The sequence below is a fragment of the Streptomyces sp. NPDC094448 genome, from assembly GCF_044763775.1.
Classification (GTDB): domain Bacteria; phylum Actinomycetota; class Actinomycetes; order Streptomycetales; family Streptomycetaceae; genus Streptomyces.
In genome coordinates, this window is the sequence record NZ_JBIWGU010000005.1 from 260,943 (window position 1) to 285,851 (window position 24,909).

Sequence of the window (24,909 nt, forward strand, 5' to 3'; positions counted from 1 at the left end):
TGCCCTTGGGCCCTTGAGCCGCGGGCCCGGACGGTTCCCGCTCTACGGCTTCCCTGCTACGGCTCTGCTTTCCGGCTTTCCGCCGCCCGTGACCGCCACCGCCAAGGCGACCAGCGCCGGGACCGCCGGATGGGACGGCGGGGTGTGGTGGGTGAGATGGACCGGCACCGGGGGCAGCTCGGGCAGAGGCCGGTAGACCACGTCCGGATGCGGGTGGATCTCCGCCGTCGACGCCACCGACACTCCCACCCCCCGGCCCGCCGCGATCGACGCCAGCCAGTCGTCGGTGTTGGTGACCGTGATGGTCGTCGTGGGGCGGGCGTCCGGCGGCCACAGCTCGGGGACCGTGACCCCGGACACCGAGTTCACCAGCAGCGGCGCCGCCGCCAGATCCGCCAGGGTCAGCCGGGCCAGGGCGGCCAGGGGGCCGTCGGCGGTGACCGCGGCCACCCGCGGCTCGCTGAACAGCGGCGTCACCACCAGACCCGGTTCGGTGACCGGTCCGCGTACCACCGCCACATCGACCGAACCCCGCAGCAGGCCCGCCGAACGGTCGTCGATCCTGAGCAGCTCCAGCGGCACCTCGGGCTGCTCGCGCTTCCAGCGGCGCAGCAGCGGGGTGGTGTACGGGCCGAGCGCCGCCCAGGCGTGCCCCAGCCGCAGCGGGCGGACCGGCCGGCCCGCGGAGTCGACCGCGTCGTCGAAGGCACCGACCGCGGACGCCGCCCGCTCCCGGAAGGCCCGGCCCTCGGGGGTCAGCGTCACATGGTGCGTCGAACGGTCCACGAGCCGGACGCCCAGATGCCGTTCCAGCGTCGCCAGCGAACGGGACACCGCGGGCTGGGTGATCCGCAGGCGCGCCGCGGCCCTGGTCATGCTCGACTCCTCGGCGATGGCCAGGAAGCAGCGGAGATGGCGCAGCTCAATGCTCATGCATCCGGAGCATAACCGCAGCGCATGAGGCATTTCACGGGATGCCTATCGGCCATTAGCGTGGATCCGTGGACAGAGCTGTGGAGAGCGCGGGCGGGAGCGGGGCCGGGGCCGGGACCGGGGTGGGCATCACCGCCGCCGGTCCGCATTCCGGTAGGGGCGCGGGATCCGGTATCGGTACGGGTCCGGGTGCCGGCCCTGCGCCGGGTCCCGATTCCGGTACGGGTGCCGGTCCGGCGACGAGTCCCGGGACCGGTCCGGGTCCGGGCGGGGAGCCGTCCGCCGCGCACCGGTCGAGGCGCGCCGGACGGGGGCAGCTGGGGCCCGTCGGGCTCGTCGTCGCGGGCGCGCTGTCCGTGCAGTTCGGGGCGGCCGTCGCCGTACTGCTGATGGACGAGGTGGGGCCGACGGGTGTCGTCACCCTCCGGCTGGTCCTCGCCGCGCTGGTGATGCTCGCCGTCTGCCGTCCGAGGCTGCGCGGCCACTCCCGCGCGGACTGGGGCACCGTCATCGCCTTCGGCCTCGCCATGGGAGGCATGAACATCCTCTTCTACCAGGCCGTCGACCGGATCCCGCTGGGTCCGGCCGTCACCCTGGAGGTCCTCGGACCGCTCGCCCTCTCCGTGATCGTCTCCCGTCGGCTGGTGAACCTGGTCTGGGCCGGGCTCGCGCTCGCCGGGGTGCTCCTGCTCAGCGGGATGTTCCCGGGGCTCGGCGGCGGGGTCGGCGGGCTCGACCCGGTCGGTGCCGCGTATGCGCTCGGCGCCGGAGCGATGTGGGCCGCGTACATCGTCTTCAGCGCCCGCACCGGCCGCCGCTTCCCGCAGGCCGACGGGCTGGCGCTGGCCTTCGGTGTCGCGGCCGTGCTGAGCCTGCCGTTCGGGATCGCGGGCGCGGGCACCCTGCTCGCCGACCCCGTCGTCATCGGGCTGGGGCTGGCCGTCGCGCTGATGTCCTCGGTCCTCCCGTACACCCTCGAACTCCTCGCCCTGCGCCGCCTTCCGGCCTCCACCTTCGCGGTGATGATGAGCCTGGAGCCGGCCGTGGCCTGCCTCGCCGGGTTCCTCGTGCTGCGGCAGGCGCTCTCGGTGACCGATGCCCTCGCCATCGCCCTGGTGATCGCCGCGAGCGTCGGAGCGGTCCGGACCCAGGCGGGCAGAGCAGAACGGACGAAGCGGACGAAGCGCGCCGGCCGGAACGCAGAGAAGGAGGGCGCTGCCGAAGGGGAGCCCTCGGCTCCATGACGGCGCACGGCTGTGGGGTCGTCAGGCGCGGAGATTCCTGATGGTGCACTTGAGGCCGGGAGCACCCGTCAGCTTGGCGTCGGCTGTGACGAGGTCGGCACCGAGCTGCTCGGCCAGGGCGATGAAGGACGCGTCGTACGGCCACATGTTGTGGCGCAGCTGCCAGATGCGAGGAAGCAGCGGTGTGTGGTCGTACCGCCGTAGGGCCATCCGGCCCAGCACCTCCAGGGCCTGCTCGGCCTGTGCGTCCGAGAGCTTCTTTCCGCGGGTCAGCCCGCGGAGGACGGATGCGCACTCAAGGTCTACGGCGTGCGGAGCGGCGAGTCTGTGGCCCGCGGTGGTATGTCGGACCCGGTCGGCCGGATCGTCCTGACCGACCAGGAACGAGACGAGGGCAGACGTGTCGAGGACCAGCATGCTCACGCGCGGGCCTCGCGCACCTCGGCCATGACCTCGGCGATGTCGTCGATCGTGACGCGGCCACCCGCGGCGATCGCACGAGCCTCCTCCGCGGCCTCGGCGGGAGTCAGCAGCTCGGCCTCATCTCTGATCAGCCCGAGCAGATAGGCCTGGAGCGACTGACCCCGCCGGGCCGCACGAACCTTCAGCGTGGTGAGCGTGTCATCCGGTACATCGCGAATGTGAACCGTAGCCATGACATCATTGTAGTCCCAATGCTGGCATTCTGGTCCCATCGTGGGTCGGGCCCCGGGCGTCGGCGCCTACTCCGGGGGCGCCAGGTCCCCGTACCCCGTCACCGCCTGCGGGGCGCGGGCCGTGGGGCCCGTGTAGCGGGCGGAGGGGCGGACCAGGCGGCCCGTGCGCTTCTGTTCCAGGATGTGGGCCGACCAGCCCGCCGTGCGGGCGCAGGTGAACATGGACGTGAACATATGCGCCGGGACCTCCGCGAAGTCCAGGACGATCGCCGCCCAGAACTCGACGTTCGTCGCCAGCACCCGGTCCGGGCGGCGGTTGTGCAGCTCTTCCAGGGCCGCCCGCTCCAGGGCCTCCGCGACCTCGAAGCGCGGTGCGGCCAGTTCCTTCGCCGTACGGCGCAGGACCCTCGCGCGCGGGTCCTCCGCGCGGTACACCCGGTGGCCGAAGCCCATCAGCCGCTCGCCCTTGTCGAGTGCCTGCTTCACATAGGCCGTCGCGTCGCCGGTCCGTTCGATCTCCTCGATCATGCCGAGGACCCGGGAGGGCGCTCCGCCGTGCAGCGGGCCGGACATCGCCCCGACCGCGCCGGAGAGCGCGGCCGCCACGTCCGCGCCGGTGGAGGCGATGACCCGGGCGGTGAATGTGGACGCGTTCATGCCGTGCTCGGCCGCCGAGGTCCAGTACGCGTCGACCGCCTTCACATGCCGCGGGTCCGGCTCCCCGCGCCAGCGGACCATGAACCGCTCGACCACGGACCGCGCCTTGTCGATCTCGCGCTGCGGAACCATCGGCAGCCCCTGGCCGCGGGCGCTCTGCGCCACGTACGACAGGGCCATCACGGCGGCCCGCGCGAGATCGTCGCGGGCCTGCCGCTCGTCGATGTCCAGCAGCGGGCGCAGGCCCCAGACGGGCGCCAGCATCGCCAGCGCGGACTGGACGTCGACCCGGATGTCCCCGGAGTGCACCGGGATCGGGAACGGTTCGGCGGCCGGCAGCCCCGGCTCGAACGCACCGTCGACCAGCAGCCCCCACACCTTGCCGAAGGAGACGTGTCCGACGAGGTCCTCGATGTCGACACCGCGGTAGCGCAGCGCCCCGCCTTCCTTGTCGGGTTCGGCGATCTCCGTCTCGAACGCGACGACTCCTTCGAGACCGGGTACGAAGTCGGACATCGGGCGGCTCCTCACGTACAGGACGCGCCGATGACGGAGGCGGCGCGTACGACGGGATCAGTCGTTCATTCCGGTAATGCCCCGTACGCCGGGTCGCCATCCTCGCGAAGCCCGTTCGATGGGAGGCGACACGATATCCGCAGGTCGGGGCCGGGGTCAGCGTGATGACTCGCACAGTCCGCCGGTCCGGCGAACAGGATTGGCGGCACTGGGTGCCGGGCAGACTCCACCCCGTATGCATGGGCCATACACGGGAGTTTTTGCGGTACCGGCCGCCGGTCCCCCGAGCGGCTCGCTGCGGCAGGATGGACATGTGACCGATCGCGATCCCGCCGCCCCCGATCCCGCCGTGATGCGCGAGCAGTACCGCTCGACGCCGCTGCGGGAGTCCGAACTGGCCCCGACGCCCATGGAGCAGTTCGCCGCCTGGTTCCACGACGCCGCCGTCGCCGGGCTCCAGGAGCCGAACGCGATGGTCGTCGGCACGGCCAGTACCTTCGGCCGGCCGTCGTCCCGGACCGTACTGCTGAAGGAGTACGACGCCCGGGGCTTTGTCTTCTTCACCAACTACGGCTCCCGCAAGGGCCGCGAGATCGCCGCCAATCCCTCGGTTTCGCTGCTCTTCCCCTGGCATCCCATCGCCCGCCAGATCGTCGTGACCGGCACCGCGGCCCGGATCGGCCGCGACGAGACGGCCGTCTACTTCCGCAGCCGCCCGCACGGTTCGCAGCTCGGTGCCTGGGCGAGCGCCCAGTCGTCCGTGATCGGCTCACGGGAGGAACTGCTCGACGTCTACGCCGAACTGTCCGCCCGCTACCCCGAGGGCCAGCAGGTGCCCGTGCCGCCGGAGTGGGGCGGGATCAGGGTCGTCCCGGACACGGTCGAATTCTGGCAGGGCCACGAGAACCGGCTCCACGACCGGCTGCGGTACGTCTACGAGAAGGAGCGCGCCGAGGACGCGGAGGGCGGCGCCGCCGAGGTCCACTGGCGTATCGAACGCCTCGCCCCCTGACCGGCCGGGCGGATTTCGCGGGGGAGGAGGCGGAGCTGTCGGGCGGCGCCGTTGCACGGTCCTGCCGCGCGCCGTTGCACGGTCCTGCCGGGGCGCGTGGCCCGGTCCTGCTCCCGAGAGCGCGGGATCCGGCCGGAGAGCAACGCAGAAACCCGCGGGCTCGGGTCCCTCCTTGCGGAGGGGCCGGCCGGACGTACCGGCGAGCCCGCGGGTCGGTGACTGCTTGAATTACGGCAGGTGGCCTGCCGAGTGGCACAGAGTGCGACTGGCAGGCGTCAGCCCGCAGTCACCTCACGCGTCCGGTATGCATACATTCGCCGAACCACCTCCTCTCTCGTGTGAGCCACACACTAGGAAGCCCCGTCGGCCGGGTCCAGCGATTTAATTTCGGCCCAGGGCGGGGGCGGGGCGGGCGCCCCGAGGCCGTCGGCGATCGCGCGCAGCGCCGCGAGATGGCGTCCGTACACCTCCCGGCCCTCTTCCGTCAGCGACAGCCAGGTCCGCGGGCGCCGCCCCACCCGTCCCTTGTCGACCGCAACCAGACCCGCCTCCTCCAATCCGGCGACCTGCTTGGAGAGGGCTGAATCCGTCACTTCCACGAGATCGCGCACGAAGCCGAACTCCGCCCGGTGGACGGGCGCCAGCGCGGCGACGACGGAGAGCCGGACGGGCGCGTTCAGCAGCGGCGACAGCGCATGCCGGGGATGCCCGCCCGGTATCGGTATCCGCTGGGCCGACCCGGACTCCCCGGACTCCCCGGATGCCCCGGGCTCCCCGGGCTCCCCGGGCTCCCCGGTCTGCTCGGTCTGCTCGGTCTGCTCGGATGCTCCGGGCTTCCCCGGCTGCGGGGGCTGCGGGTGCTGCTCCGTCACGCCGTCCGCCTTCCCTCGCCTATCGCCGCGAGCGCCGCCGGCAGTGCACAGGCCAGCGCGGCGACCACGGCGAACGGCACGCTGTCCTCGAACGAAGACGTCCCGAGGCCGACCGCGACCGCGAAGAGCGCGCCCCAGCTCCCTATCACCCCGCCGTGCAGCGGGCCGAAACCCCGGCGGATCACGCGCTGCCGTGCCGCGTACACACTCAACCCGCCCACCAGGGCGAACACGAACAGAGCGAAGACCAGCGCGGCGGTGGTGCCCTGCCAGAGCAGGGACATCGGGACCAGGACGAGCTGTCCCGCCGCGAAGACCCAGAGATAGCGCGCATACCAACCGCTGTTCCGCAGGGCCGCGGTCTCCACCCGCGCCGCCCGCCCCAACGCCGCCTGCGCCTCGTCATGCGTACTCATACGGCTCCGCCCCCTCATGCGTCCGTCCGTGTTTCCACGTTCGCACGTACTTTCCAAACCGGCAAGTACTTTCCTCGCCTGTGGACAGAGCCCGATAGAGCCCGACAGAGCCCGGCGGGGCCCGACAGAGCCGACAGAGCACGGCCGGAGCCGGGGAACGGGAAGGGCCCGTCGGGTGGTCGTCGCTGCCGACGACCACCCGACGGGCCCCACGGACACCACGGCTCCCTCCCGGGGCCGCCGCCCGGCTCAGCCGTGGCGGTAGAAGATCCGGTCCCGGTTGTCCGTCATCACCCGGCCGTTCCACTCGTGGCCGCCGTCCACGTTCCCCGACCGCAGCAGCGGCGGCTCCACCCCCCGGTCGGCGAGGTTCTCCGCCGCCGCGGCCATCATCGCCTGCATCAGGGCGCTGGTGACCACCGTGGACGCGGGGGCGAACGGGGCCTCCACGCCCTCGTGGGTGAGGACCGTGTCCCCGATGGCGATCTTCGAGTCCAGGACGACGTCGCAGTGGTCCTTGAGGAACGTGCCCGACACATGCCGGGACCTGGTCTCCTCCGCGTACGCGACGGAGGTGACCCCGATGACCTTCAGCCCCAGCGCGCGGGCGTTCATCGCCATCTCCACCGGCAGCGCGTTCCGCCCGGAAAGGGAGATGATCACCAGCACGTCGCCGGACCGGGCCGGGCTGGTGTCCAGTACCGCCCCGGCCAGGCCCTCGACCCGCTCCAGCGCGGAGCCGAGGGTCGCGGGGATCACGTCCACGCCGACGACGCCCGGCACGGCGAGCAGGTTCATCACGGCGAAGCCGCCCGCCCGGTACACCACGTCCTGGGCGGCGAGGGAGGAATGCCCGGCACCGAAGGCGAAGAGCCGGCCGCCGTCGGCAACGGTGTCGGCGATCGCCGCACCGGCCGCGGCGATGCTCTCCGACTCCTCGTTCCGCACGCGTGCCAGTAGTTCGATCGCCGCGTCGAAGAATCGACCGGCCAGCTTGCTCTCGCTCATCGCCGAGCCCTTTCGGGAGAAAGTCCGGGAAATTCAGTGGCGGGGGCGGAGCGCGGCAGCCGCGCGTCCGGGTGTCCCGGCACCGGGGAAAGCGCCGGGGAATGCCCGGGGCCGCCGATCACGGTGCGGTCTGGACCATTCCCGTGTCAATACGGTCACCCGACACTCGTACGGTGGTCGTGTGCGGTTTTCGCGAGGGTTTCGTGTCGGTGCTCCGGGCGCGCTTTCGGGTTCGCCCGGTTTTGCGCGGCGAAGGCCGCCCGGGGCGGATCCCGCGGCACCTTCCGAGGTGCTCGCGGAGACGCTCCGGGAGCCCGTTCCGGCACCGGCTTTCACCGGCGCGGCACGGTTGTCGGCGGGATGCGTAAGAATTGAGTCCGGGGCCGCACCGCACGATTCTTCGAGGGGCACGTATGTCCGGTTTGATCGACACCACGGAGATGTACCTCCGCACCATCCTCGAGCTGGAAGAGGAAGGTGTGGTTCCTATGCGCGCCCGTATTGCCGAGCGGCTCGACCAGAGCGGGCCGACGGTCAGCCAGACCGTCGCCCGGATGGAGCGGGACGGGTTGGTGACGGTCGCCGGGGACCGCCATCTGGAGCTGACCGAAGAGGGCCGCCGGCTGGCGACCCGGGTGATGCGGAAGCACCGCCTCGCGGAATGTCTGCTCGTCGATGTGATCGGCCTCGAATGGGAGCAGGTCCACGCCGAGGCCTGCCGCTGGGAGCATGTGATGAGCGAAGCCGTGGAGCGGCGCGTGCTGGAGCTGCTGCGCCACCCGACGGAGTCGCCGTACGGAAACCCCATCCCCGGCCTGGAAGAGCTGGGCGAGAAGGCCGAGGCCGACCCGTTCCTGGATGCCGGGATGGTCTCCCTCGCCGAGCTGGACCCGGGCTCGGACGGCAAGACCGTCGTCGTCCGCCGGATCGGCGAGCCCATCCAGACCGACGCCCAGCTGATGTACACGCTGCGCCGCGCGGGTGTGCAGCCCGGTTCGGTGGTGAGCGTCACCGAATCCGCCGGCGGCGTCCTGGTCGGCAGCGGAGGCGAGGCGGCGGAGCTGGACTCCGATGTCGCCTCCCACGTTTTCGTCGCCAAGCGCTGATCTCCCCGGGCCCGGTCCGTGCTCTTACCCCGGGGCCCGGCCCGCGCTCCCTTCTCTCGGCTCTCCCGGCCCGGTCCGTGCTCTGATCCCCCGGAGCCCGGCCCGCGCTCCGATTTCCCGGGGCCCGGCCCGTGCTCCGGTACTCGGGTACTCGGGTACTCGGGTTTCCCGGCGTTGGGCCGCCTCCGCGGCGCAGCGGGGGAGCCGGGTCCGCTCCCTCCTCGCCCCCTGCCCGCGGACGATTTCGTCCGGAACGGCGACGGCCGGGCGGATCGCATGTCACGCTGTGCATGAGGCATATGACTCACCGTCCGGTGGCCGCCCTTCGGGTGGCTCCTGTGCGGTGGTCCACCGCTGACTCGCCGCCGTGCCCGTCGCCGTGGAGGGATCAGGCCGATGCGCCCCTCGCACGTCCCGCACCTCCCGTCCGTGCTTCCGCCGGCACTCCCGTGCCGCTCCTGCGGCGCCCCGGACAGTCCGCGCTGTTCGCGCTGTTCGCGCTGTCCGCGCTGTCCGCGCGGTCCGCGCGGTCCGGGCCGCGATTCGAGTCCGGGTGTGTCGGGTCCGGGCCGTGATTCGAGTCCGGGCCGTCTGCCGGGTCCGGGCCGTCCGCGCCGTTCAAGCGGCGGGCCCCGGCATCCTCGGATGCCGGGGCCCTTCCTCCCCTGTCATGACCCGGAGCCCCGAGCTCTCAAGGTCATTCCCGTCGGACCGTCTTCCCCGAGCGGCCCGCCTCCCGCAAAAGATCTCCCCGGGCCGGACGCGGCCAATCCTGGCCTTCGGTCACTCGAAGGTGGGGTGTTGCCCGCCGCCGGCTGGGCAGGGCCCGGTATTCGAACGTAGGTTCGAAACCTTCGATAGGCTGAGCATATCGGCGAACGGGTGACAGAAGGGGGTGCCGGGCCCATGGTGCGGCGCATAGACGTGACCGGAACTGCGGGTGCCCGTCTGGCTGCCTGGGAGTACGCGGACCCGCCCAAGCCCCGGGCCGACGTCCGCGCCCCCGGAGTGCTGCTGCTCCACGGTCTGACGGGCCGCGCCTCCCACTGGGCGGCCGCCGCGCGCCGGCTCTCCGGCCGGTACCGGGCGGTCGCCCTCGACCAGCGCGGCCACGGCCGCAGCGACAAGCCCGCCGCCGGGCCCTTCACCCCCGAGTCCCTCGTCGTCGACGCGGCGGCTGCCGTCGAACAGCTGGACCTGGGCCCCGCGGTCCTGATCGGCCACTCCACGGGCGCCCTCACCGCCTGGCAGCTCGCCGCCGAACGGCCCGATCTGGTGCGGGCGCTGATCGTCTGCGATATGCGGGCCGCCCCGCCCGGCGCCGCGTCCCAGCGGGTCTGGGAGGCCTGGCTCCGGGCCTGGCCGGTGCCGTTCGCCACCCTCGCGGACGTACGGAAGTGGTTCGGTGAGGACGATCCGTGGGTGGAGCGCCCGCATCCGGCGCGCGGCGACTTCTACGCCGAGGTGATGGCCGAGCGCGCGGACGGCTGGCGGCCGGTGTTCTCCCGGCGGCAGATGCTGAAGCTCCGCGAGTCCATCGTCCACGAGGCCCACTGGGACGAGCTGGCCCGGGTCCGCTGCCCCGCGCTCGTCGTCCGCGGCCCGGACGGAGACCTGGGCCGGGCCGAGGCCCAGGAGATGGTCCGCGTCCTGCCCCGCGGCCGCTATGCCGAGGTGCCCGACGCGGGCCACCTCCTCCACTACGACCGCCCCGACGCCTGGTACGCCGCGATCGCCCCCTTCCTCGCCGAGGTGACGGAGACCGCCCCCGCGCCGGAGGCGTGACGGCGCGGGAAGGGGCGGCCCGGTGTCGGGCCGCCCCTCGTCGTGCGCCGTACACCCCCGTGCGCGCGGGCTCAGAACTCGAAGACGACCCCGAGCGTCGCCGCCATCTCGCAGGCGTTGTTGTACGTGCCGGACCAGGCGACCCGGCGGCCCTCCCAGACGCCGTCGGCCGTGACCGTCACCGGCGCCCACTCCCGGGTGCACAGGGTCTGCGGCAGTTTCGACGGCAGGGCGCGGAAGTCGCCGCCGACGGAGCGCAGTTCGCGGCAGGCGCCGGCCGCCGCCGGGTGGGTTCCGGTGGCGCGCGGGGCGCAGGACAGGGTCACCGCGCGCTCGGCCGTGGTTCCGGCCCGGGTCTCGCCCTGCCCCACGGTCAGAACGAGGGCGGACGGCGCGTACAGGGCGGGCGCCCCGGCGGCCGGCTGGGCGGCCGCCGTGCTCATGGCGGTTCCGGCGACGCCCAGCATCAGGGCGGCGGCCGAGACGAACAGGGTCCGCGGAGACAGAGGACGCATGGAGAGAACTCCTTCGCTTCGAGGTCGCATTGAGGGTGGTGCGACTGCGGACGGGAGTCTCGCGTAAGCGCAGGGTGAGCGCATGTCCGGCGCCGGTTTCCGGTCGGGCGTCCCCCGAAAGGGGTGACCGAATGGTCGTTCGGGCAGCTCGCGCGGGGTGCGGCCGCCGAGCGGACACGTTCCACCATCCGGACGATCTCCATGGGGCAGCACGGAAAGAACCGCCTGAGCTGCGTGGATGCTCAGGCGGTACGTTCCTTCAGCCAACCCGCTTCGACGGGAAACCGCCGCCGCGCGGCCCCCGCGGGCCCTCGTTCGAACCGGCCCGTACGTCCCGGCCCCGCACGTCCCGGCCCGTATGCCATGGACCGAAGCCCAATGCTCCGGGACGGAAAGGGCGTGAGGGTCAGCCGATCGGCCGGCGCATCTCCGTACGGACCTTCGCCGTCGTCTCGGCGGCCTGCGCCAGATCGACCGCCTCGGGCTTGATACCGGCCGACTTGCCGTCGATCAGACCGACCGTCGCGCCCGTGTTGCCGTCCACCCAGGCGCAGACCGGCATCGTGAGCTTGGTACCGGCGCTGGTGGCCACGATGACCTGGCAGCTGATCGTGGTGTCGGAGCCGGCCGGTGTGAAGTCCTTGGGCGGGACGGCGAGCCGGGAGTTCTGCTCGGAGGCGCTGCCCCGCAGCATCGCCTTGCGGGAGATGTCCGGCTGCTTGATCTGTGCGTACATCCCGGAGACGACGAGTGCGCCGTTCTGCGGACCGCCGACCGCGGTGTACTGGCCGACGATCGCCTTGGGGTTCTTCACCAGCGGGTCCCGGGCCTGCACGGCCTTCTCGCCCAGTTCGGACATATCGTCGGTGAACTTGTACTTCTGGGCGACCAGGGTGGGCGGCAGCACCAGCTTGTACCGGGCCTCGGGGAAGCCGTCCGCGTCGGTGCCCGGGTCCGTACCCGAGTCGGGGTCCGTACCGGAACCGCCCGTACTCGACGCGGATTCCGAGCCCTTGTTGTCCTTTTTGCCGTCGCCATCGCCGCTGAAGACGGTGTTCCCCAGCCAGGACAGCACCAGCAGACCGGTGACGACGCCGGTGGCCAGCAGGATCATCCGGCCCGTCCGGTTTCCCTTCGGGGCCGGCGGCGGCTGCGGAGCGCCCCAGCCGCCGGGTGCCTGGTGGCCCGGCGGCCCGCCGAAGGCCGGGGCCGGGGGTATGGGACCGGTCTGGTCCGGCCCGGCGCCGGGCTGTCCCTGCTGCGGATAGCCGTAGGGCTGCCCGGCGCCGTAGCCGGGCGGGGGCTGCTGGGGATCGGGCGCCCCGTATCCGGGCGGCGGTGGGGCCCCGTACCCCGGCTGTCCCTGCGGCGGATACTGCTGCCCGCCGTACGGGTCGTGGTACGGAGGCTGCGCGGGCTGCTGGGCGTACGGATCCCCGTACGGTCCGGGACCGGTCTGCCCGTACCCCCCTTGGGGGTCGTGCTGCGGGGACTGCGGATGCGGCGGCGGCGTTGACATACCCAGCAACTTACGGCACCCCACCGACGGCCCCGCCCCGTATGTCTGTCTTCGCAGGTCGGCGCGGGTACGGGCGCCGCGCCGACCGGGATGCCGTCCCGGGGCGTGCCCGCGCCGCCCCGGGACGGCTCCGGGGTACGGCTCCGCCCGGAGCCCCGCGGCCGGTTCGGGCCGCCGGAGTCCGGGCGGATGCGGTGACGCGGTGTCCCGCGGCGGTACGGAGACCGGTTCAGCCCTTGCTGACCGCCGCCAGGATCTCCGGCCCCCGCCGGGCCGTCAGCGGCGCCGCCAGCCTCAGCCCCGCCCAGGCCAGCAGCGCCCCGTACAGCGCCCCCGCGGGCAGCAGCAGCCACATATCGCCCCGCGCGGCCGAGTCCTTCATCATCACGACCGCGACGATCAGTGGCGAGCACAGCACCGCCGAGACGATGGCACCGCCCGCGATCGACATCCACGCCAGCGACGACTGACCGGCCCCGACGTTCTTGTACGCGCTGTCCTGCGGAATCGAGTACGGATAGCGGGCCGAGCCGTAGGCGCCGGTGCCCAGCATCGCGCCGAGCACCGCCAGCGAGAGGCCCAGCGCGGGCACCAGCCCGTCCAGGTCGCCGACCGCGAACGCGATTCCCACCGTGACCAGCACCGTGTACGGCAGGGCGATCAGCAGCAGCGCGAGAGCGCGGGCCCGCAGCTCCTCGTAGGCGTCCCGGGTCGTGGACATCGTCTGGAGGACCATCCAGAACGCCGAGGTGTCCTGCCCGAACTGGTTGTACATCTGCATGCCGAGCATGCTGGTCGCGAAGGCCGCGAAGTACACCGAGCCGGTGCCCTGGACCACATTGACCAGCGGGATGATCGCACCGATCGCCAGCGCCGACACCAGACCGGCCTTGGTCTTCGGATCGCGCCACAGATAGCGCAGGGCGCGCTGCATCACGGCACCCGTACGCCCCTCGGGGAGGAAACGGTTCAGCCCGTTGGCCCCGCGACCCACTTCGCGTTCGGACGCCGCCGCGATCGTGGAGCCGTCGGGCGCGGTCATCAGCCCGGTGAGGATCCGGCGCCACCACCACAGCAACCCGCCGAGGGCGGCGGCGGAGAGCGCGAGCTGCGCCGCAGCCGTACCGTACGCGCCGTCGCTCGTGGCGTCGACCGAGGCGATCGCGGAGGCGATCGGCACCCAGCGGACGACGTCGGACACGGGTGCCAGCGCGCCCAGCCCCTCCTCGGAGCGGCTCAGCTCCTGGAAGCCCAGATTGACCGCCTGGAGGCCGACCGCGATCAGCAGCCCGCTGAGCAGGGCCAGATCACGGCCCTTGCGGGAGGTCAGCAGCCGGATATTGGCCGCGGCGACCGACCGGGCCAGGGCGATGCAGCCCAGCAGCGCCAGCGGTACGGCGACCACGGCCACCGCGGCCGCCGCCCAGCTCTGGGCGACCGCGATCCCGGCGCCCAGCAGCACACAGAAGGTGAACAGCGGCCCGGTGCCCACCAGGGACGCGGCCGTCAGCGCCGTCACCAGCGGACCGGGCCGCAGCGGCAGCATCACCAGCCGGGTCGGGTCGAGGGTCTCGTCACCGCTGGGGAAGAAGAGCGGCATCACCGCCCAGCCCAGCGCCAGCACGCCCGCGTACAGCACCCCGGCGATCACCACGTTCCCGGAGCCGCGCATCGCGACGAAGCCGAGCAGTTGGAGTACGGCGAACAGCCCCGCCAGCACCAGCGAGATCACGAAGACCGTCTTGCGCGCGGCCGACCGGCGCAGCCCGTTGCGGAGCAGCGACAGCTTCAGCCGTACGAAGACGGCGGCCAGCGCGCCCGTGGACAGTTCGCGCGGTACGGCTCCGCCCGCCGGGCGGCCGGCGACCGGCGCGGCACCGGCCGCGGTGCCCGCCGCGGTCATCGGGCGGTCCCGGTTCCGCCGCCCAGCCAGTCCAGGGACTCGCCCGCGTCCGCGCCCTGCGCGCCGACCAGCTCCAGGAAGGCGCTCTGGAGGCTCGGGGCGTCGCCGCGGACCTCCGCCAGGGGGCCCTGGGCCCGGATCCGGCCCTGCGCCATCACCGCGACCCAGTCGCACAGCGACTCCACCAGCTCCATCACATGGCTGGAGAAGACGACGGTGGCGCCGGACGCGGTGTACCGCTCCAGTACGCCCCGGATGGTCTGAGCGGAGACCGGGTCGACGCCCTCGAAAGGCTCGTCGAGGAAGAGGACCTCGGGGTTGTGCAGCAGCGCGGAGGCCAGGCCGATCTTCTTCCGCATACCGGTCGAGTAGTCGACGACCAGCTTGTGCTGGGAGCCCGCCAGGCCCAGGACGTCGAGGAGTTGCGTGGCGCGCCGGTCGACCTGGTCGCCGGGGAGTCCGCGGAGCCGGCCGCTGTAGGCCAGCAGTTCGCGCCCCGACAGCCGCTCGAACATCCGCAGCCCCTCGGGCAGCACGCCGATCCGCGATTTCACGGCGACCGGATCGGCCCAGACGTCGTGGCCCGCGATGTCGATCCGGCCCTGGTCGGGGCGGAGCAGTCCGGTCATCATCGACAGCGTCGTGGTCTTTCCGGCGCCGTTGGGGCCGACCAGTCCGATGAACCGCCCGGCGGGCAGGACGAGATCGACACCGGAGACGGCGATCTGCTCGCCGAACCGTTTCCACAGTCCTTCCACCCGCACGGCGGGCGGTGCTCCCTCGTCCGCCGCCACGGGCCGGTCCGTGGCCGTGGTCCGCTGCTCCGGCATGGTCGTGCTCCTTCGGGTCCCCGAGGTCGTACGCGTACGGGGCCGGGCGGCGGGAACGCCGGACGGCCGCGGTGCCGCGTCGGTACGGGGCCAGCCTAAACAGCAGAAGAAACGATTCTTCGGGGGGAGGGTCGCGGCACAGTCGGCGATGGACCGGGAAGCATCGCAGGTGGGAGTGGGTTTCGGAGGCGGGTGCGGCCGACCGCGGTCGGGAGGGGGCGGATGCGGCCGGGTGCGGCTGGGAGGGACCGGGTGCGGCCGGGAGTGGGCAGCGGTCCGGTCCCCGGCGGTGGGGCACCGGGGGGACGGGTTCCTGCTCGCCGGTCGCGGGAGGCCGCACCGGCGGTCTCCGGAGCGGGTACGGCCCTACCGGCGGGCGCTACCGGCGGGCGCGGGCAGCCGCGGCTTCACGTCCGCAGGCGTACGCGAGCGGGCTGATCAGCTCCTCCGTATCGGGCAGCCAGCGGTTCTCCGCGGTGGGGCGCCGCACCCACTGCACCGGGCCCATACCGCCGATCCGGGTCGGCGGGGCGGCCACATAGTGACCCTGGCCGCGCGGGACGAGGTCCAGGGAGCTGGGCGCCCAGCCCAGATCGCGGATCAGCGCGGGCGCCTTGGCCGCACCGCCCGGCAGGACGAAGAAGAGCGTCCGGCGGTCGGGGGTGGAAGCGACCGGGCCCAGCGGCAGCTCCATCCGCTCCAGCCGGGCCAGCGCCAGGAACCCGGCCGATTCGGGGACGTCGAGGACGTCGAACGTCCGGCCCGTGGGCAGCAGGACGGACGCCTTGGGATGCTTGCCCCACAGCCGGCGGGCCCCCGCCGCGCTGCCCGTGGCCTGATGCGTCCAGTCCGCGCGTACGGCATGGGCGCCCGGGACCGCGCAGGCGGCGTCGCCGCACGAGCAGAACTCCCTGCCGTCGGCCGCCTCCAGCCAGGTCCCGGGGAACACGTCCCAGTGCCGTTCCTCCGCATACCGCACAGCGTGGTCCACCAACTGCTCCCCCCGCTGCTGGGGGATCTGCGCTGCTTCTGCGACTCCGATGGTCTCTTCCACGACCCTCTCAACTCCCGTGGTCACCGGGGGTTACGGGCCCCCTACGGGCCGCCCCCGGGATCATGATCCCGCATATGGGGCGCATGGATGCACATGCGGGGGCGCGTACACACATCGGTCAGGGAATCGGGTATCACCATGGAAGGGGAAGGCTGTGCGGGAGAGCGTGTCCCACCGGGCAGGGAGGTCCGGTTGCCGTGTCGGGGCGCGCGAAATCGGAGTGCTTCAGTCCGGTCCGGTCCGGTACCGCCGGGGGCATCTTTCGGGGGGACTTCCGGAATTCTGGACGTACGGATCTCCAGATGCCTCCAGCATCTGGAGAAACCCGACCAACTCGACCAACTCTCATAAGCACTCCCAAGTCTGCATTCTCCGTATATCCGCCGGGCAGTGATCAAGGCGTTGCGGACCAGCACGTCCGATCACCCGCGGCCCTCAGGGGGTTACATCCAATGGCAGCCAGGCCACTTGTCGCCCGCCAGCCCAACGAACGGCTGCAGGCGCTGATTCAGGAAGCCGGGTGCTCCAATGCCGGGCTCGCGCGCCGCGTCAACATGGTCGGCGCGGAACGCGGGCTCGACCTGCGCTACGACAAGACGTCCGTGGCGCGCTGGCTGCGCGGCCAGCAGCCGCGCGGACGGGCACCCGGGATCATCGCCGAAGCACTCGGCCGCAAACTCGGCCGCACGGTCACGATCGACGAGATCGGTATGGCCAACGGCAAGAACCTCGCGTCCGGCGTCGGACTCCAGTTCTCCCCGACCGTCCTCGGCGCCATCGAGCAGGTCTGCGAGCTGTGGCGGAGCGACGTCGGCCGCCGCGATTTCCTCTCCGGTGCCTCGGTCGCCGCGTCCGCCCTCGTCGAACCCAGCCGCGACTGGCTGATCACCGGCGCCGACGCACAGGTCGCCCGGAGCGCGGGCGCGCGGGTCGGCAGCGCCGACGTCGAAGCCGTACGCGCCATGACCCACGCCCTCACCGACCTCGACCACCGCTTCGGCAGCGGGCACATCCGGCCCGTCGTCGTCCACTACCTCAACTCCGTCGTCTCCGGACTGCTCTCCGGCTCCTACCGCGAATCCGTCGGCCGCGAACTCTTCGCCGCCGTCGCCCGCCTCACCGAACTCGCCGGATACATGGCGGTCGACACCGGGCAGCCCGGACTCGCCCAGCGCTACTACATCCAGGCCCTCCGCCTCGCCCAGGCCGCCGACGACCGCGGCTACGGCGGATACGTCCTCGCCGCGTCCATGAGCCACCTCGCCGCCCAACTGGGCAACCCCCGCGAGATCGCCCAACTCGCGCGGGCCGCACAGGAAGGCGCCCGCGGCCAGGTCACCCCCCGCGCCCAGGCCATGTTCCACGCCGCCGAAGCCCGCGGGCACGCCCTCCTCGGCGACGCCCGCACCTGCCAGGCCGTCGCGGGCAAGGCGATCGCCGCCCTGGAGCGCGCCGAACCCGAATGCGGTGACGACCCCGTGTGGATCGGCCACTTCGACGAGGCCTACCTCTCCGACGAACTCGCCCACTGCTACCGCGATCTGGGCCAGTCCGAAGCCGCCGCACACCACGCGGCGGGCGCGCTCGAAGGACACCCCGAGACCCGGGCCCGGCGCCGCGCCATCGGCTACGCCCTCCTCGCCACCGCGCAGGTCCAGCAGCGCGAGGTGGAACAGGCCTGCCACAGCGGCACCCGCGCCCTGGAACTCCTCGGCACGCTGCGGTCCAGCCGGGGCACGGAGTATCTGGACGACCTCCAGCAGCGGCTGGAGCCGTACGCGGACGAGGCGCCGGTACGGGAGTTCGGGGCGCGCCTGGAACTCCAGGCGGCGTAGCCGACTCCCGTGGGGTCGCCTCCCGCTGGGGTTCCTCGGGCCCGGGGGCCCCGGGGGTGCCGTTTCCCGCGGGGCCCCATGTGAAGTCGCGCGTCGGGAGGAGGATCCAACCCGCGTGGAGCTGCGCTCAGCAGGGGCGACTCAGGGGCGCTGGGGGTCCCTCCATTGCCGAAGGCATAGGTGGGGGTACCTCCCACGCCGCCAGGCGTAGGTGGGGGTACCTCCCACGCCGCCGGGCGTAGGTGGGGGTACCTCCCACGCCGCCAGGCGTAGGGGGAGGAACTGCGCGATCAGCCACGCACGGCCCGCGGCCGGACACGGACCCCGTCCGGCACGGCGCTCTCCGCAACCCCGAGGCACCGGGGGCCCGCACACCACAGGTGCCGCACCCCGAGTCCCCCCGGGGAGCAACCCCCAGGGGGAGGCGACCCGGTAGTTTGGGGCGGTTGGAGAGCGCGGCGCGCTTTGGATGGAGGTTCCGGTGACGCACAGCGGACAGGGGCACGGGGAAGGGCAGGGCGGCGGCCGCCCCGGTGGTTCCTGGATACCCGACACGCCCGCTCCCGGGCAGCCGTGGGGCGACCCCTGGGGCCCGGCGCCCGTACCGCAGGAAGACGCCACCATGAATCTCGCGCCGGTGCCGCCGGACGGCGCGGACGACGCGACCCGGTTTATCCCGCCCGTACCGTCCGAGGGTGCGGACGACGCGACGCGGTTCATCCCGCCGGTGCCGCCGGAGGGTGCGGACGACGCGACGCGGTTCATCCCGCCCGTACCGCCCGAGGGTGCGGACGACGCGACCCGGTTCATCCCGCCCGTACCCCGGGAACGCGACCACGACGAGACCCGGTTGCTCCCGCCCGTACCCCCGCCGGAGGCAGCGCCGGACCCGTTCGAGAGTCTCTTCCGGCAGGACGGCGACCGCCCCGAGAGCCCCCGGGCGGCGCGCGCCCGGGAGAAGCGGGAGGCGGAGCGGCAGAAGGCCTCGCAGCTCGCGGTGATGGGGGCCGTGGTCGTCGCCTGTGCGGTGCTGGGGCTCGGGCTGAGCGCCGCGATCTACGGCGGGGACGATACGGGCACCGACGACGCGCCGCCCTCCGTCGCCGCCGCCCCCGGCACCTCCGCTCCCACGCGGTCCGCTGCCGCGCTCCCGCCCCCGCCGCCGAAGCCGAGCGCGAGCGCCTCCGCCGAGGACGAGGAGGACCGGCCCGACGGCCCCGCCCGTACCCAGGCGGAGGCGCTGGACAGGCTGCTGGCCGACAGCAACAACAGCCGGGACGCCGTGGTGCGTTCGGTGGCGAATATCCGGCGGTGCCAGGAGCTGGGGCGGGCGGCCACCGATCTGCGGGGCGCGGCCGAGCAGCGCCGGACGCTGGTGGCCCGGCTCCAGTCGCTCGGTGTCGACCGGCTGCCGCGCGGCGGTGAGCTGAGTGCCGCCCTGATCAGGGCGTGGCAGTCGTCGGCGGCCGCGGACGACCACTACGCGTCCTGGGCCGAGCAGGTCCAGGGCGAGCGGGGCTGCCGGGACGGCCGGGCCCGGACCACCCGCCGGGCGGTGGAGGGGAACCGGGCCAGTGCCGATGCCACCGCGGCGAAGCGGCAGGCGGCGGGGGTGTGGAACGCGATCGCGGAGGAGCACGAGCTGACCGAGCGCCGCGCCGAACAGCTCTGAGCGGTGGGAGCCGGGGGAGCCGGTGGCTAGAGGATCTTGCCGATGTCGTCGATGCCCTTGCCCTGGGAGACGAGGCGTCCGGCGCGTACGACCTGGAAGGTGACCGAGCGGTTCGCGGCGCGCGGATAGCCCGAGAAGCCGGTCAGGGCGGCGAAGCGCCAGCTCAGGGTGGGGGTGAGGCCTCCAGTGGTGACTTCGGTGCCGGTGTCGAGGGCCTGGATGATGCGCCGTGAGTCGACCGTGTCGGAGTTGACGGCCCGGATGGTGGCGGCGAGGACCGAGTAGGCGATCCACGTGGTCTGGACGCCCGCGTCGGCCGGGTCGATCCGGTCGTCACCGAAGGCGTGTTCGTCGATGACCTTCTTCATGAGGTTCCAGCGGGGATCGTCCGTGCCGGGGTACCAGCCGGTGACGAACGCGCCCTCGTAGGGCCCCTGGCGTCCGCCTGTGCGGTTGATCAGGGGCTGGTCGACGCTGCCGCTCACGGAAGAGAACCTGATCTCGCGGCCGTCGTCGGGAAGCCGGCGGTAGGAGTCGACGAAGGTCTCGGTGCGTTCGCCGAGGGCCGCCGTGACACAGCCGGGCCGCTCGTCGGAGCTGCCTTCGGCTCCGGCGCCCGCCCGGTCCCGGGCGCGGGCGGCCTCCCGGGCGTAGCCGGTGGCGTTGTCGGGGGCGAGGATATCGCTGGGGGCGGGCCGGCCGCCGTGGGCGAGTCCGGCGCCGAGGAGCTGCGGCAGGGAGTCGCCCGCGGCGGTGTCCGGCCGGACGATTGCGACCCGGCGGCATTCGTCGGCGAGCTGGACGCCCTGTCCGGCCAGGAGCGCGGCCTGTCCGGCGTTGACGGGGTAGGAGACGACGGAGGAGAACTCCTCGTCGGAGATGCCGTAGCCGCCGATGTAGGGGATGGAGGCGACCTGGAGCGGGGCCAGGAAGGCATTGCCGTGCTGGCTGTACGAGCCCACGACCGCGTCGACCTTCTCGCGGGCCGCCCGCCGGGCGCAGTCGGCCGCGCCGCGCCGGGTGTCGCCCTCGTTGCAGGTGATGACCCGCAGTTCGTGGCCGTCGATACCGCCGGTGGCGTTGGTCCAGCGGGCGTACGCCTCGGCCATGGCGGGCATGCCGGGCATGTTCGTGGCGTCGGTGCCCTCGGGGGCGAAGGTCATCACGGTGATCCGGTCGGGATCGCCTCCGAGGCCGGGGAGGGCGCCGCAGCCGGAGAGGAGCAGGGTCCCGGCGAGGGCCGCGGCGGCGGCCGGCCCGCTGCGGGCGCGGGGTGTGCGGAGTGCGCGGCGTGTGCGGGCCGATGGTGCCGGGGAGCCGGTCCCGGCGGCTTCCGGACCGGCGGTGGTTCCGGCGGTGATTCCGGAGGCGGTACCGGGGGCGGTATCGGAGGTGGCTCCGGCGGCGGGGGAGTGGCGCCTGCTGTCCGTCATGGGTCATCACGTTTCCGCCACCGCGGTAACGGCGGAGTGTGGGTTGTCGGCGGGAAGGTGGCGGACGGATGAACAGCGTGCACCGGGGGGAGGGCGGGGTGCGCGAGGCGGGAACGTACGATCGTCGGCGTGCAGTCCGCCTCGAATCCCCCTTCCCGTCGCGTACGCCGCTCCTCCACCATGGGCGGTATGCCGCTCACTGACATGCCCTGGTGGCGTTGGCGCCTCAATGTGCGCTCGGCGCTGCACATGCTCTCCGACCCCGCCTTCCACCAGGAGACCTGGCTTGCGGGGAGGGAGGGCTACGGCGATGTGACCGACGCCGTCTACCGGCTGGTCGAGGACACGTGGCTGGACAACTGGTCCGCCGAGAAGTACATCGGGACGATCTTCCGGGATGCTGCCGAGGCCGCGCTGGTGGATGCCGCGGTGCTGCGGGTGCTGCGGATCATGCACCAGGTCGGGGCGGATGCTCCGGTGTCCGCGTATCTGGAGCATCCGGGCTGGCCGGACGCGGTACGGGCGGCGCGCGAGGCGCATGTACGGCTCGCGGAGAACGACGCCGAGGACCCGGACGCCCCGCCGAGGTCGCTGGACGTACTGCGGATCATGACCCGGTCCGCCTAGGCCCTGTCCGGGCGATCTTGTCGGGCCCGCGACGACAGCTACGGCACTCCCCCTGGGCCTGGCGGCCCGGGTGGTACCCCCACGCTGCGTTGTCGGACCACGCAAGTACTCCCCCGCAGCCCTCCGGGCGCGGGGGTGCCCCCATGCGTACGAGCCGTGGACCTCCGCCTTGCGATGCACCGCATCCGGGGGCACCACCCAGCCGCAGGGCTGGGGGAGCCGCGGGCTGATCCTCGAAGATCGCCCGGACAGGACCTAGCCCCCGGGGCCCGTGCCCCGCGTCCGTTCTGCGGACGATACCCGCGTCGCGGGGTGCCGGTGTGGCACCCTACGAGGATGACCGAACAGTACGTACTGACGCTGTCCTGCCCGGACAAACAGGGCATTGTGCACGCTGTATCGAGTTACCTCTTCATCACCGGCTGCAATATCGAGGACAGCCGCCAGTTCGGTGACCAGGACACCGGTCTGTTCTTCATGCGGGTCCAGTTCTCGGCCGAGCAGCCGGTGACCGTGGACAAGCTGCGGGCCAGCTTCACCGCCGTCGGCGACTCCTTCCAGATGGACTGGCAGATCCACCGGGCCGACGAGCCGATGCGGGTCGTCCTGATGGTCAGCAAATTCGGTCACTGCCTCAATGACCTCCTCTTCCGCTCGCGGATCGGCGCGCTGCCGGTGGAGATCGCCGCGGTCGTCTCCAACCACCGAGACTTCGAAGAGCTGGTCGGCTCGTACGGAGTCCCCTTCCGCCATATCCCGGTGACCCGCGACAACAAGTCCGAGGCCGAGGCCGAGCTGCTGGAGCTGGTCCGGGAGCAGGATGTCGAGCTGGTGGTCCTCGCCCGCTATATGCAGGTGCTCTCCGACGATCTGTGCAAGCAGCTCAGCGGCCGGATCATCAATATCCACCACTCCTTCCTGCCGAGTTTCAAGGGCGCCAAGCCCTACCACCAGGCGCATGCCCGCGGAGTGAAGCTGATCGGCGCGACCGCGCACTATGTGACGGCCGATCTCGACGAGGGCCCGATCATCGAGCAGGAAGTGGAGCGGGTCGGCCACGAGGTCACCCCGGACCAGCTCGTCGCGGTGGGCCGGGATGTGGAGTGCCAGGCGCTGGCGCGCGCGGTGAAGTGGCACGCCGAGCACCGGATCCTCCTGAACGGGCACCGTACCGTCGTCTTCGCCTGAGTCCTGAGTCCTGAGCCTCGGCCCTGACCTCGCCGCCGCCGGTCGCGTTCCGGCGGCGGCGAGGTCAGAGCCTGCTCAGTGACGCGGCCGCGAACAGCAGGTCCCGGATCGCCTCCCGGTCCCCGTCCTGGCCCGCCGCTGCATCCTCCGGCGGCACATGACCGGCGACGAGTTTGCAGAACTCCACCGCGTCCAGCGCCACTTGCGCCACCGTGTGGTCGGGTGAGCCGAGCGCGGCCGGGGAGTCCAGCGCGATGTACCAGTTGCCGCCGCCCGCGCCCTCCACCTCCAGATGGACGGAGCGGCCCGGCGCACCCGCCATGACGAGCTGCCGTACGGGCCCGGCCAGACCGGCCCGCCGCCGTCCGGCGAGCGCCGCGGGCAGCAGCCTGGCCGCCAGGTCGATCATCCGGTTCAGATGCGGGCCGCGCGGCGGATCGTACGGATAGGCCACCGCGCCCGCGATGTCGTCGGCGTGGATCCAGCATTCGAAGGCCCGGTCGATCAGCGAGTCCCGCAGCGGGAGGGAGAAGTCCCCGTACGACACCGACAGATCGGCGGCGCCGGGACCGGCGAAGGAGACCGTACGGATCAGGGTGTGGCTCTGCTCCCGCCACGGCGGGTGGACGGACCGGCCCCGGGGCCCCGATTCGGCCCGCCAGAACTTCTCCGTCCGCTCCGCCGGGCCCCTCGGCGCCTCCCGCCCGATCGGATCGTCGAGCCCGAGGGCACTGGCCACCAGACCGTCGACGCTCGTCAGATGCCCTATCACCCGGCTGACGGTCGTCCACTCCTCGACCGCGCGCCGGCCGTCGAACCAGCGCAGCGGGACCGGGACGTCCCAGTCCCGGCCGCCGATGTCCCGGAGCAGGGCGTCGAGCCGGGCCGTCTCCGCATCGTACGGAGCGGCCCAGTCCGGCACCGGGATCCGGGGCGGCCGGCGGACCAGGCAGTTCTCCAGCACCCGGAACCGCAGCGACGCCGGCAGGTCGAGATCCCGTTCGGTGTGCAGCAGCTCGACCGCGCCGCGCAGCCGCCGTGCCTCGTCCTCGCAGGGCGCGCATCGGCTCAGGTGCGCGTCGACGGCAGCGGTCTCCTCGGCGGAGCAGGCGGCCAGCGCCCAGGCGCCGAGCAGGGACTTCAGGACGCTGTGGGTGAACGGCCCTTCGGTGTTGTCTCCTCCGTCCGTGGAGTGGATCGGTCGGTCTGGTGTACGGGGCATATCGGCCTCGGCCGGATGGTCGGCTGGCAGGGTGCCGTGCGCGGGGTCGCACGGCTTCGGACTCTCTCCCGGGCTCGTCGCCGGGCGGGGCACCGCGGACGGCCCCGGCGGGGGCCGGTGGCCGGTACCGGCCGGCCGTGAGCCGGGCGTTCGCGGCGCCCCTCGGACCTCCTCGGGTTCGTCGTCCCCTTCCCCTGCCGCCGGCCCGTTCACAGGGAGCGTCCGTGACCGGGCGGTACGCCGCCGTCCACCGGGCGGCTGTGGGCGGTCGACAGCAGTTGCAGCCCGAGCCGGAGCCTGCGCCGGGCCTCGTCCTCGGTCACCCCGAGGTCGGCGGCGGTCTGGCGGTAGTCCCGCCGTTCGAAGTAGGCCAGCTCCAGCGCCTGGCGCAGCGGGGCCGGCATCGAGGTGCGTATGTAGTCGGCGCGGGCCTCGGCGGCGGCCCTCAGCACCCGCTGCTCCAACTGCTCCGTGGTGCCGTCGGCGCCGCGGGCCAGCGCGGCGGCTCCGGTGCGTCGCAGCCGGTCCACGGCGTGCCGGTTGGTGACCCGGGCGACCCAGGAGCGCATTGAACCGTGCCGCGGGTCGTAGGCGTCGGGGTGCTCCCAGAGATAGCCGAAGACGTCCCGGGTGACCTGGTCGGCCGCCTCGTCGTCGTCGAGCACCCGGTGCGCCAGGCTGTGCACGAGGGAGGCGAACTTGTCGTACAGCTCACCGAGCGCAGCGGCCTCGCCCCGGGCCAGCCGCTGCTGCATCCGGCGGTCCCAGCGCAGCTGCGTGTCCTTAGCCATCGGTTCCGGCCCCCAACCCTGTCCGCCCTGTCCCTCTGTGTCGTTCCGCCGTCGTGGTGCTTACGCCTACCCCTCCCCCGAATCTAATGCGCGCACCGGGTCGTGTACGCCCCTT

At 72.8% G+C, this 24,909-nt stretch carries 23 protein-coding genes; 8 read left to right on the top strand and 15 right to left on the bottom strand.

The genetic code is table 11. From position 1 onward, the window contains the following. Positions 1-42 precede the first annotated feature (42 nt). Positions 43-933, bottom strand: a complete 891-nt coding sequence (locus tag ACIQ9E_RS12155) for a LysR family transcriptional regulator (RefSeq protein ID WP_403705863.1) — start codon at positions 931-933, stop codon at positions 43-45. Between the two features lie 173 nt (positions 934-1,106). Between ACIQ9E_RS12155 and ACIQ9E_RS12160 the strand changes: the two genes are divergently transcribed. Further along, positions 1,107-2,177, top strand: a complete 1,071-nt coding sequence (locus ACIQ9E_RS12160) for an EamA family transporter (RefSeq protein WP_403706233.1) — start codon at positions 1,107-1,109, stop codon at positions 2,175-2,177. A 21-nt stretch (positions 2,178-2,198) separates the two neighbouring features. Here ACIQ9E_RS12160 and ACIQ9E_RS12165 read toward each other — a convergent pair whose 3' ends face one another. The 3 genes from ACIQ9E_RS12165 to ACIQ9E_RS12175 form a co-directional block, all read right to left on the bottom strand. Further along, positions 2,199-2,594 (bottom strand): type II toxin-antitoxin system VapC family toxin, encoded by a 396-nt coding sequence (locus tag ACIQ9E_RS12165; RefSeq protein ID WP_403706235.1) that lies wholly within the window; start codon positions 2,592-2,594, stop codon positions 2,199-2,201. A 2-nt stretch (positions 2,595-2,596) separates the two neighbouring features. Continuing rightward, complete coding sequence (locus ACIQ9E_RS12170; RefSeq protein ID WP_366256009.1) at positions 2,597-2,833, bottom strand: FitA-like ribbon-helix-helix domain-containing protein; 237 nt, start codon at positions 2,831-2,833, stop codon at positions 2,597-2,599. Between the two features lie 66 nt (positions 2,834-2,899). Next, entirely contained in the window at positions 2,900-4,006 is a 1,107-nt protein-coding gene (locus ACIQ9E_RS12175) for a citrate synthase 2 (RefSeq protein ID WP_403705866.1), read from the bottom strand. 352 nt (positions 4,007-4,358) lie between these two features. On the opposite strand from ACIQ9E_RS12175, the gene pdxH reads away from it, so the two are divergent. Further along, positions 4,359-5,018: a pyridoxamine 5'-phosphate oxidase gene (gene pdxH, locus ACIQ9E_RS12180; protein ID WP_403706237.1), complete on the top strand. Its 660-nt coding sequence runs from the start codon at positions 4,359-4,361 to the stop codon at positions 5,016-5,018. Between the two features lie 350 nt (positions 5,019-5,368). On the opposite strand, the gene ACIQ9E_RS12185 is transcribed toward pdxH, so the two are convergent. From ACIQ9E_RS12185 to ACIQ9E_RS12195, 3 genes are all read right to left on the bottom strand, one after another. Beyond that, positions 5,369-5,890: a winged helix-turn-helix domain-containing protein gene (locus ACIQ9E_RS12185; RefSeq protein WP_403705869.1), complete on the bottom strand. Its 522-nt coding sequence runs from the start codon at positions 5,888-5,890 to the stop codon at positions 5,369-5,371. Further along, positions 5,887-6,306: a hypothetical protein gene (locus tag ACIQ9E_RS12190; RefSeq protein ID WP_403705871.1), complete on the bottom strand. Its 420-nt coding sequence runs from the start codon at positions 6,304-6,306 to the stop codon at positions 5,887-5,889. The genes ACIQ9E_RS12185 and ACIQ9E_RS12190 overlap by 4 nt, the downstream gene beginning before the upstream one ends. A 249-nt stretch (positions 6,307-6,555) precedes the next feature. Then, positions 6,556-7,314: an SIS domain-containing protein gene (locus ACIQ9E_RS12195; RefSeq protein ID WP_006348596.1), complete on the bottom strand. Its 759-nt coding sequence runs from the start codon at positions 7,312-7,314 to the stop codon at positions 6,556-6,558. 413 nt (positions 7,315-7,727) lie between these two features. Here ACIQ9E_RS12195 and ACIQ9E_RS12200 point away from each other — a divergent pair, with 413 nt between their 5' ends. Beyond that, positions 7,728-8,420, top strand: coding sequence for a metal-dependent transcriptional regulator (locus tag ACIQ9E_RS12200; RefSeq protein WP_006348597.1), 693 nt, complete (start codon positions 7,728-7,730; stop codon positions 8,418-8,420). A gap of 906 nt (positions 8,421-9,326) precedes the next feature. Then, entirely contained in the window at positions 9,327-10,205 is an 879-nt protein-coding gene (locus tag ACIQ9E_RS12205) for an alpha/beta fold hydrolase (RefSeq protein WP_403705874.1), read from the top strand. 71 nt (positions 10,206-10,276) lie between these two features. Here the strand turns inward: ACIQ9E_RS12205 and ACIQ9E_RS12210 are convergent, their stop codons facing one another. The 5 genes from ACIQ9E_RS12210 to ACIQ9E_RS12230 all read right to left on the bottom strand — a co-directional run bounded on the left by ACIQ9E_RS12210 (position 10,277) and on the right by ACIQ9E_RS12230 (position 16,026). Next, positions 10,277-10,720, bottom strand: a complete 444-nt coding sequence (locus tag ACIQ9E_RS12210; protein WP_403705877.1) for a subtilase-type protease inhibitor — start codon at positions 10,718-10,720, stop codon at positions 10,277-10,279. 406 nt (positions 10,721-11,126) lie between these two features. After that, the gene (locus ACIQ9E_RS12215; RefSeq protein ID WP_403705880.1) at positions 11,127-12,239 is read right to left on the bottom strand and encodes a hypothetical protein; all 1,113 of its coding nucleotides are present in this window, start codon (positions 12,237-12,239) and stop codon (positions 11,127-11,129) included. Between the two features lie 229 nt (positions 12,240-12,468). Further along, positions 12,469-14,142, bottom strand: a complete 1,674-nt coding sequence (locus ACIQ9E_RS12220; RefSeq protein WP_403705883.1) for a transporter — start codon at positions 14,140-14,142, stop codon at positions 12,469-12,471. Next, on the bottom strand, positions 14,139-14,972 hold the full coding sequence (locus tag ACIQ9E_RS12225; RefSeq protein ID WP_403705886.1) for an ABC transporter ATP-binding protein: 834 nt from the start codon (positions 14,970-14,972) through the stop codon (positions 14,139-14,141). The genes ACIQ9E_RS12220 and ACIQ9E_RS12225 overlap by 4 nt, the downstream gene beginning before the upstream one ends. Before the next feature lie 379 nt (positions 14,973-15,351). Continuing rightward, entirely contained in the window at positions 15,352-16,026 is a 675-nt protein-coding gene (locus tag ACIQ9E_RS12230; protein ID WP_403705889.1) for a bifunctional DNA primase/polymerase, read from the bottom strand. A gap of 452 nt (positions 16,027-16,478) precedes the next feature. Between ACIQ9E_RS12230 and ACIQ9E_RS12235 the strand changes: the two genes are divergently transcribed. Both ACIQ9E_RS12235 and ACIQ9E_RS12240 read left to right on the top strand, forming a co-directional pair. Further along, positions 16,479-17,861, top strand: a complete 1,383-nt coding sequence (locus ACIQ9E_RS12235) for a transcriptional regulator (protein ID WP_403705892.1) — start codon at positions 16,479-16,481, stop codon at positions 17,859-17,861. 481 nt (positions 17,862-18,342) lie between these two features. Continuing rightward, entirely contained in the window at positions 18,343-19,533 is a 1,191-nt protein-coding gene (locus tag ACIQ9E_RS12240; RefSeq protein WP_403705895.1) for a hypothetical protein, read from the top strand. A 26-nt stretch (positions 19,534-19,559) separates the two neighbouring features. Here ACIQ9E_RS12240 and ACIQ9E_RS12245 read toward each other — a convergent pair whose 3' ends face one another. After that, entirely contained in the window at positions 19,560-20,966 is a 1,407-nt protein-coding gene (locus tag ACIQ9E_RS12245; protein ID WP_403705898.1) for an ABC transporter substrate-binding protein, read from the bottom strand. A 180-nt stretch (positions 20,967-21,146) separates the two neighbouring features. Here ACIQ9E_RS12245 and ACIQ9E_RS12250 point away from each other — a divergent pair, with 180 nt between their 5' ends. Further along, a complete protein-coding gene (locus ACIQ9E_RS12250; protein ID WP_403706239.1) occupies positions 21,147-21,593 on the top strand; it encodes a hypothetical protein in 447 nt (148 codons plus the stop codon). Positions 21,594-21,929: 336 nt separating this feature from the next. Beyond that, the gene (gene purU / locus ACIQ9E_RS12255; RefSeq protein WP_403705900.1) at positions 21,930-22,781 is read left to right on the top strand and encodes a formyltetrahydrofolate deformylase; all 852 of its coding nucleotides are present in this window, start codon (positions 21,930-21,932) and stop codon (positions 22,779-22,781) included. A gap of 64 nt (positions 22,782-22,845) precedes the next feature. On the opposite strand, the gene ACIQ9E_RS12260 is transcribed toward purU, so the two are convergent. Both ACIQ9E_RS12260 and ACIQ9E_RS12265 read right to left on the bottom strand, forming a co-directional pair. Further along, complete coding sequence (locus ACIQ9E_RS12260) at positions 22,846-24,003, bottom strand: maleylpyruvate isomerase N-terminal domain-containing protein (protein WP_403705903.1); 1,158 nt, start codon at positions 24,001-24,003, stop codon at positions 22,846-22,848. A 209-nt stretch (positions 24,004-24,212) separates the two neighbouring features. After that, positions 24,213-24,794, bottom strand: coding sequence for a sigma-70 family RNA polymerase sigma factor (locus tag ACIQ9E_RS12265; RefSeq protein WP_403705906.1), 582 nt, complete (start codon positions 24,792-24,794; stop codon positions 24,213-24,215). Between the last annotated feature and the right edge of the window lie 115 nt (positions 24,795-24,909).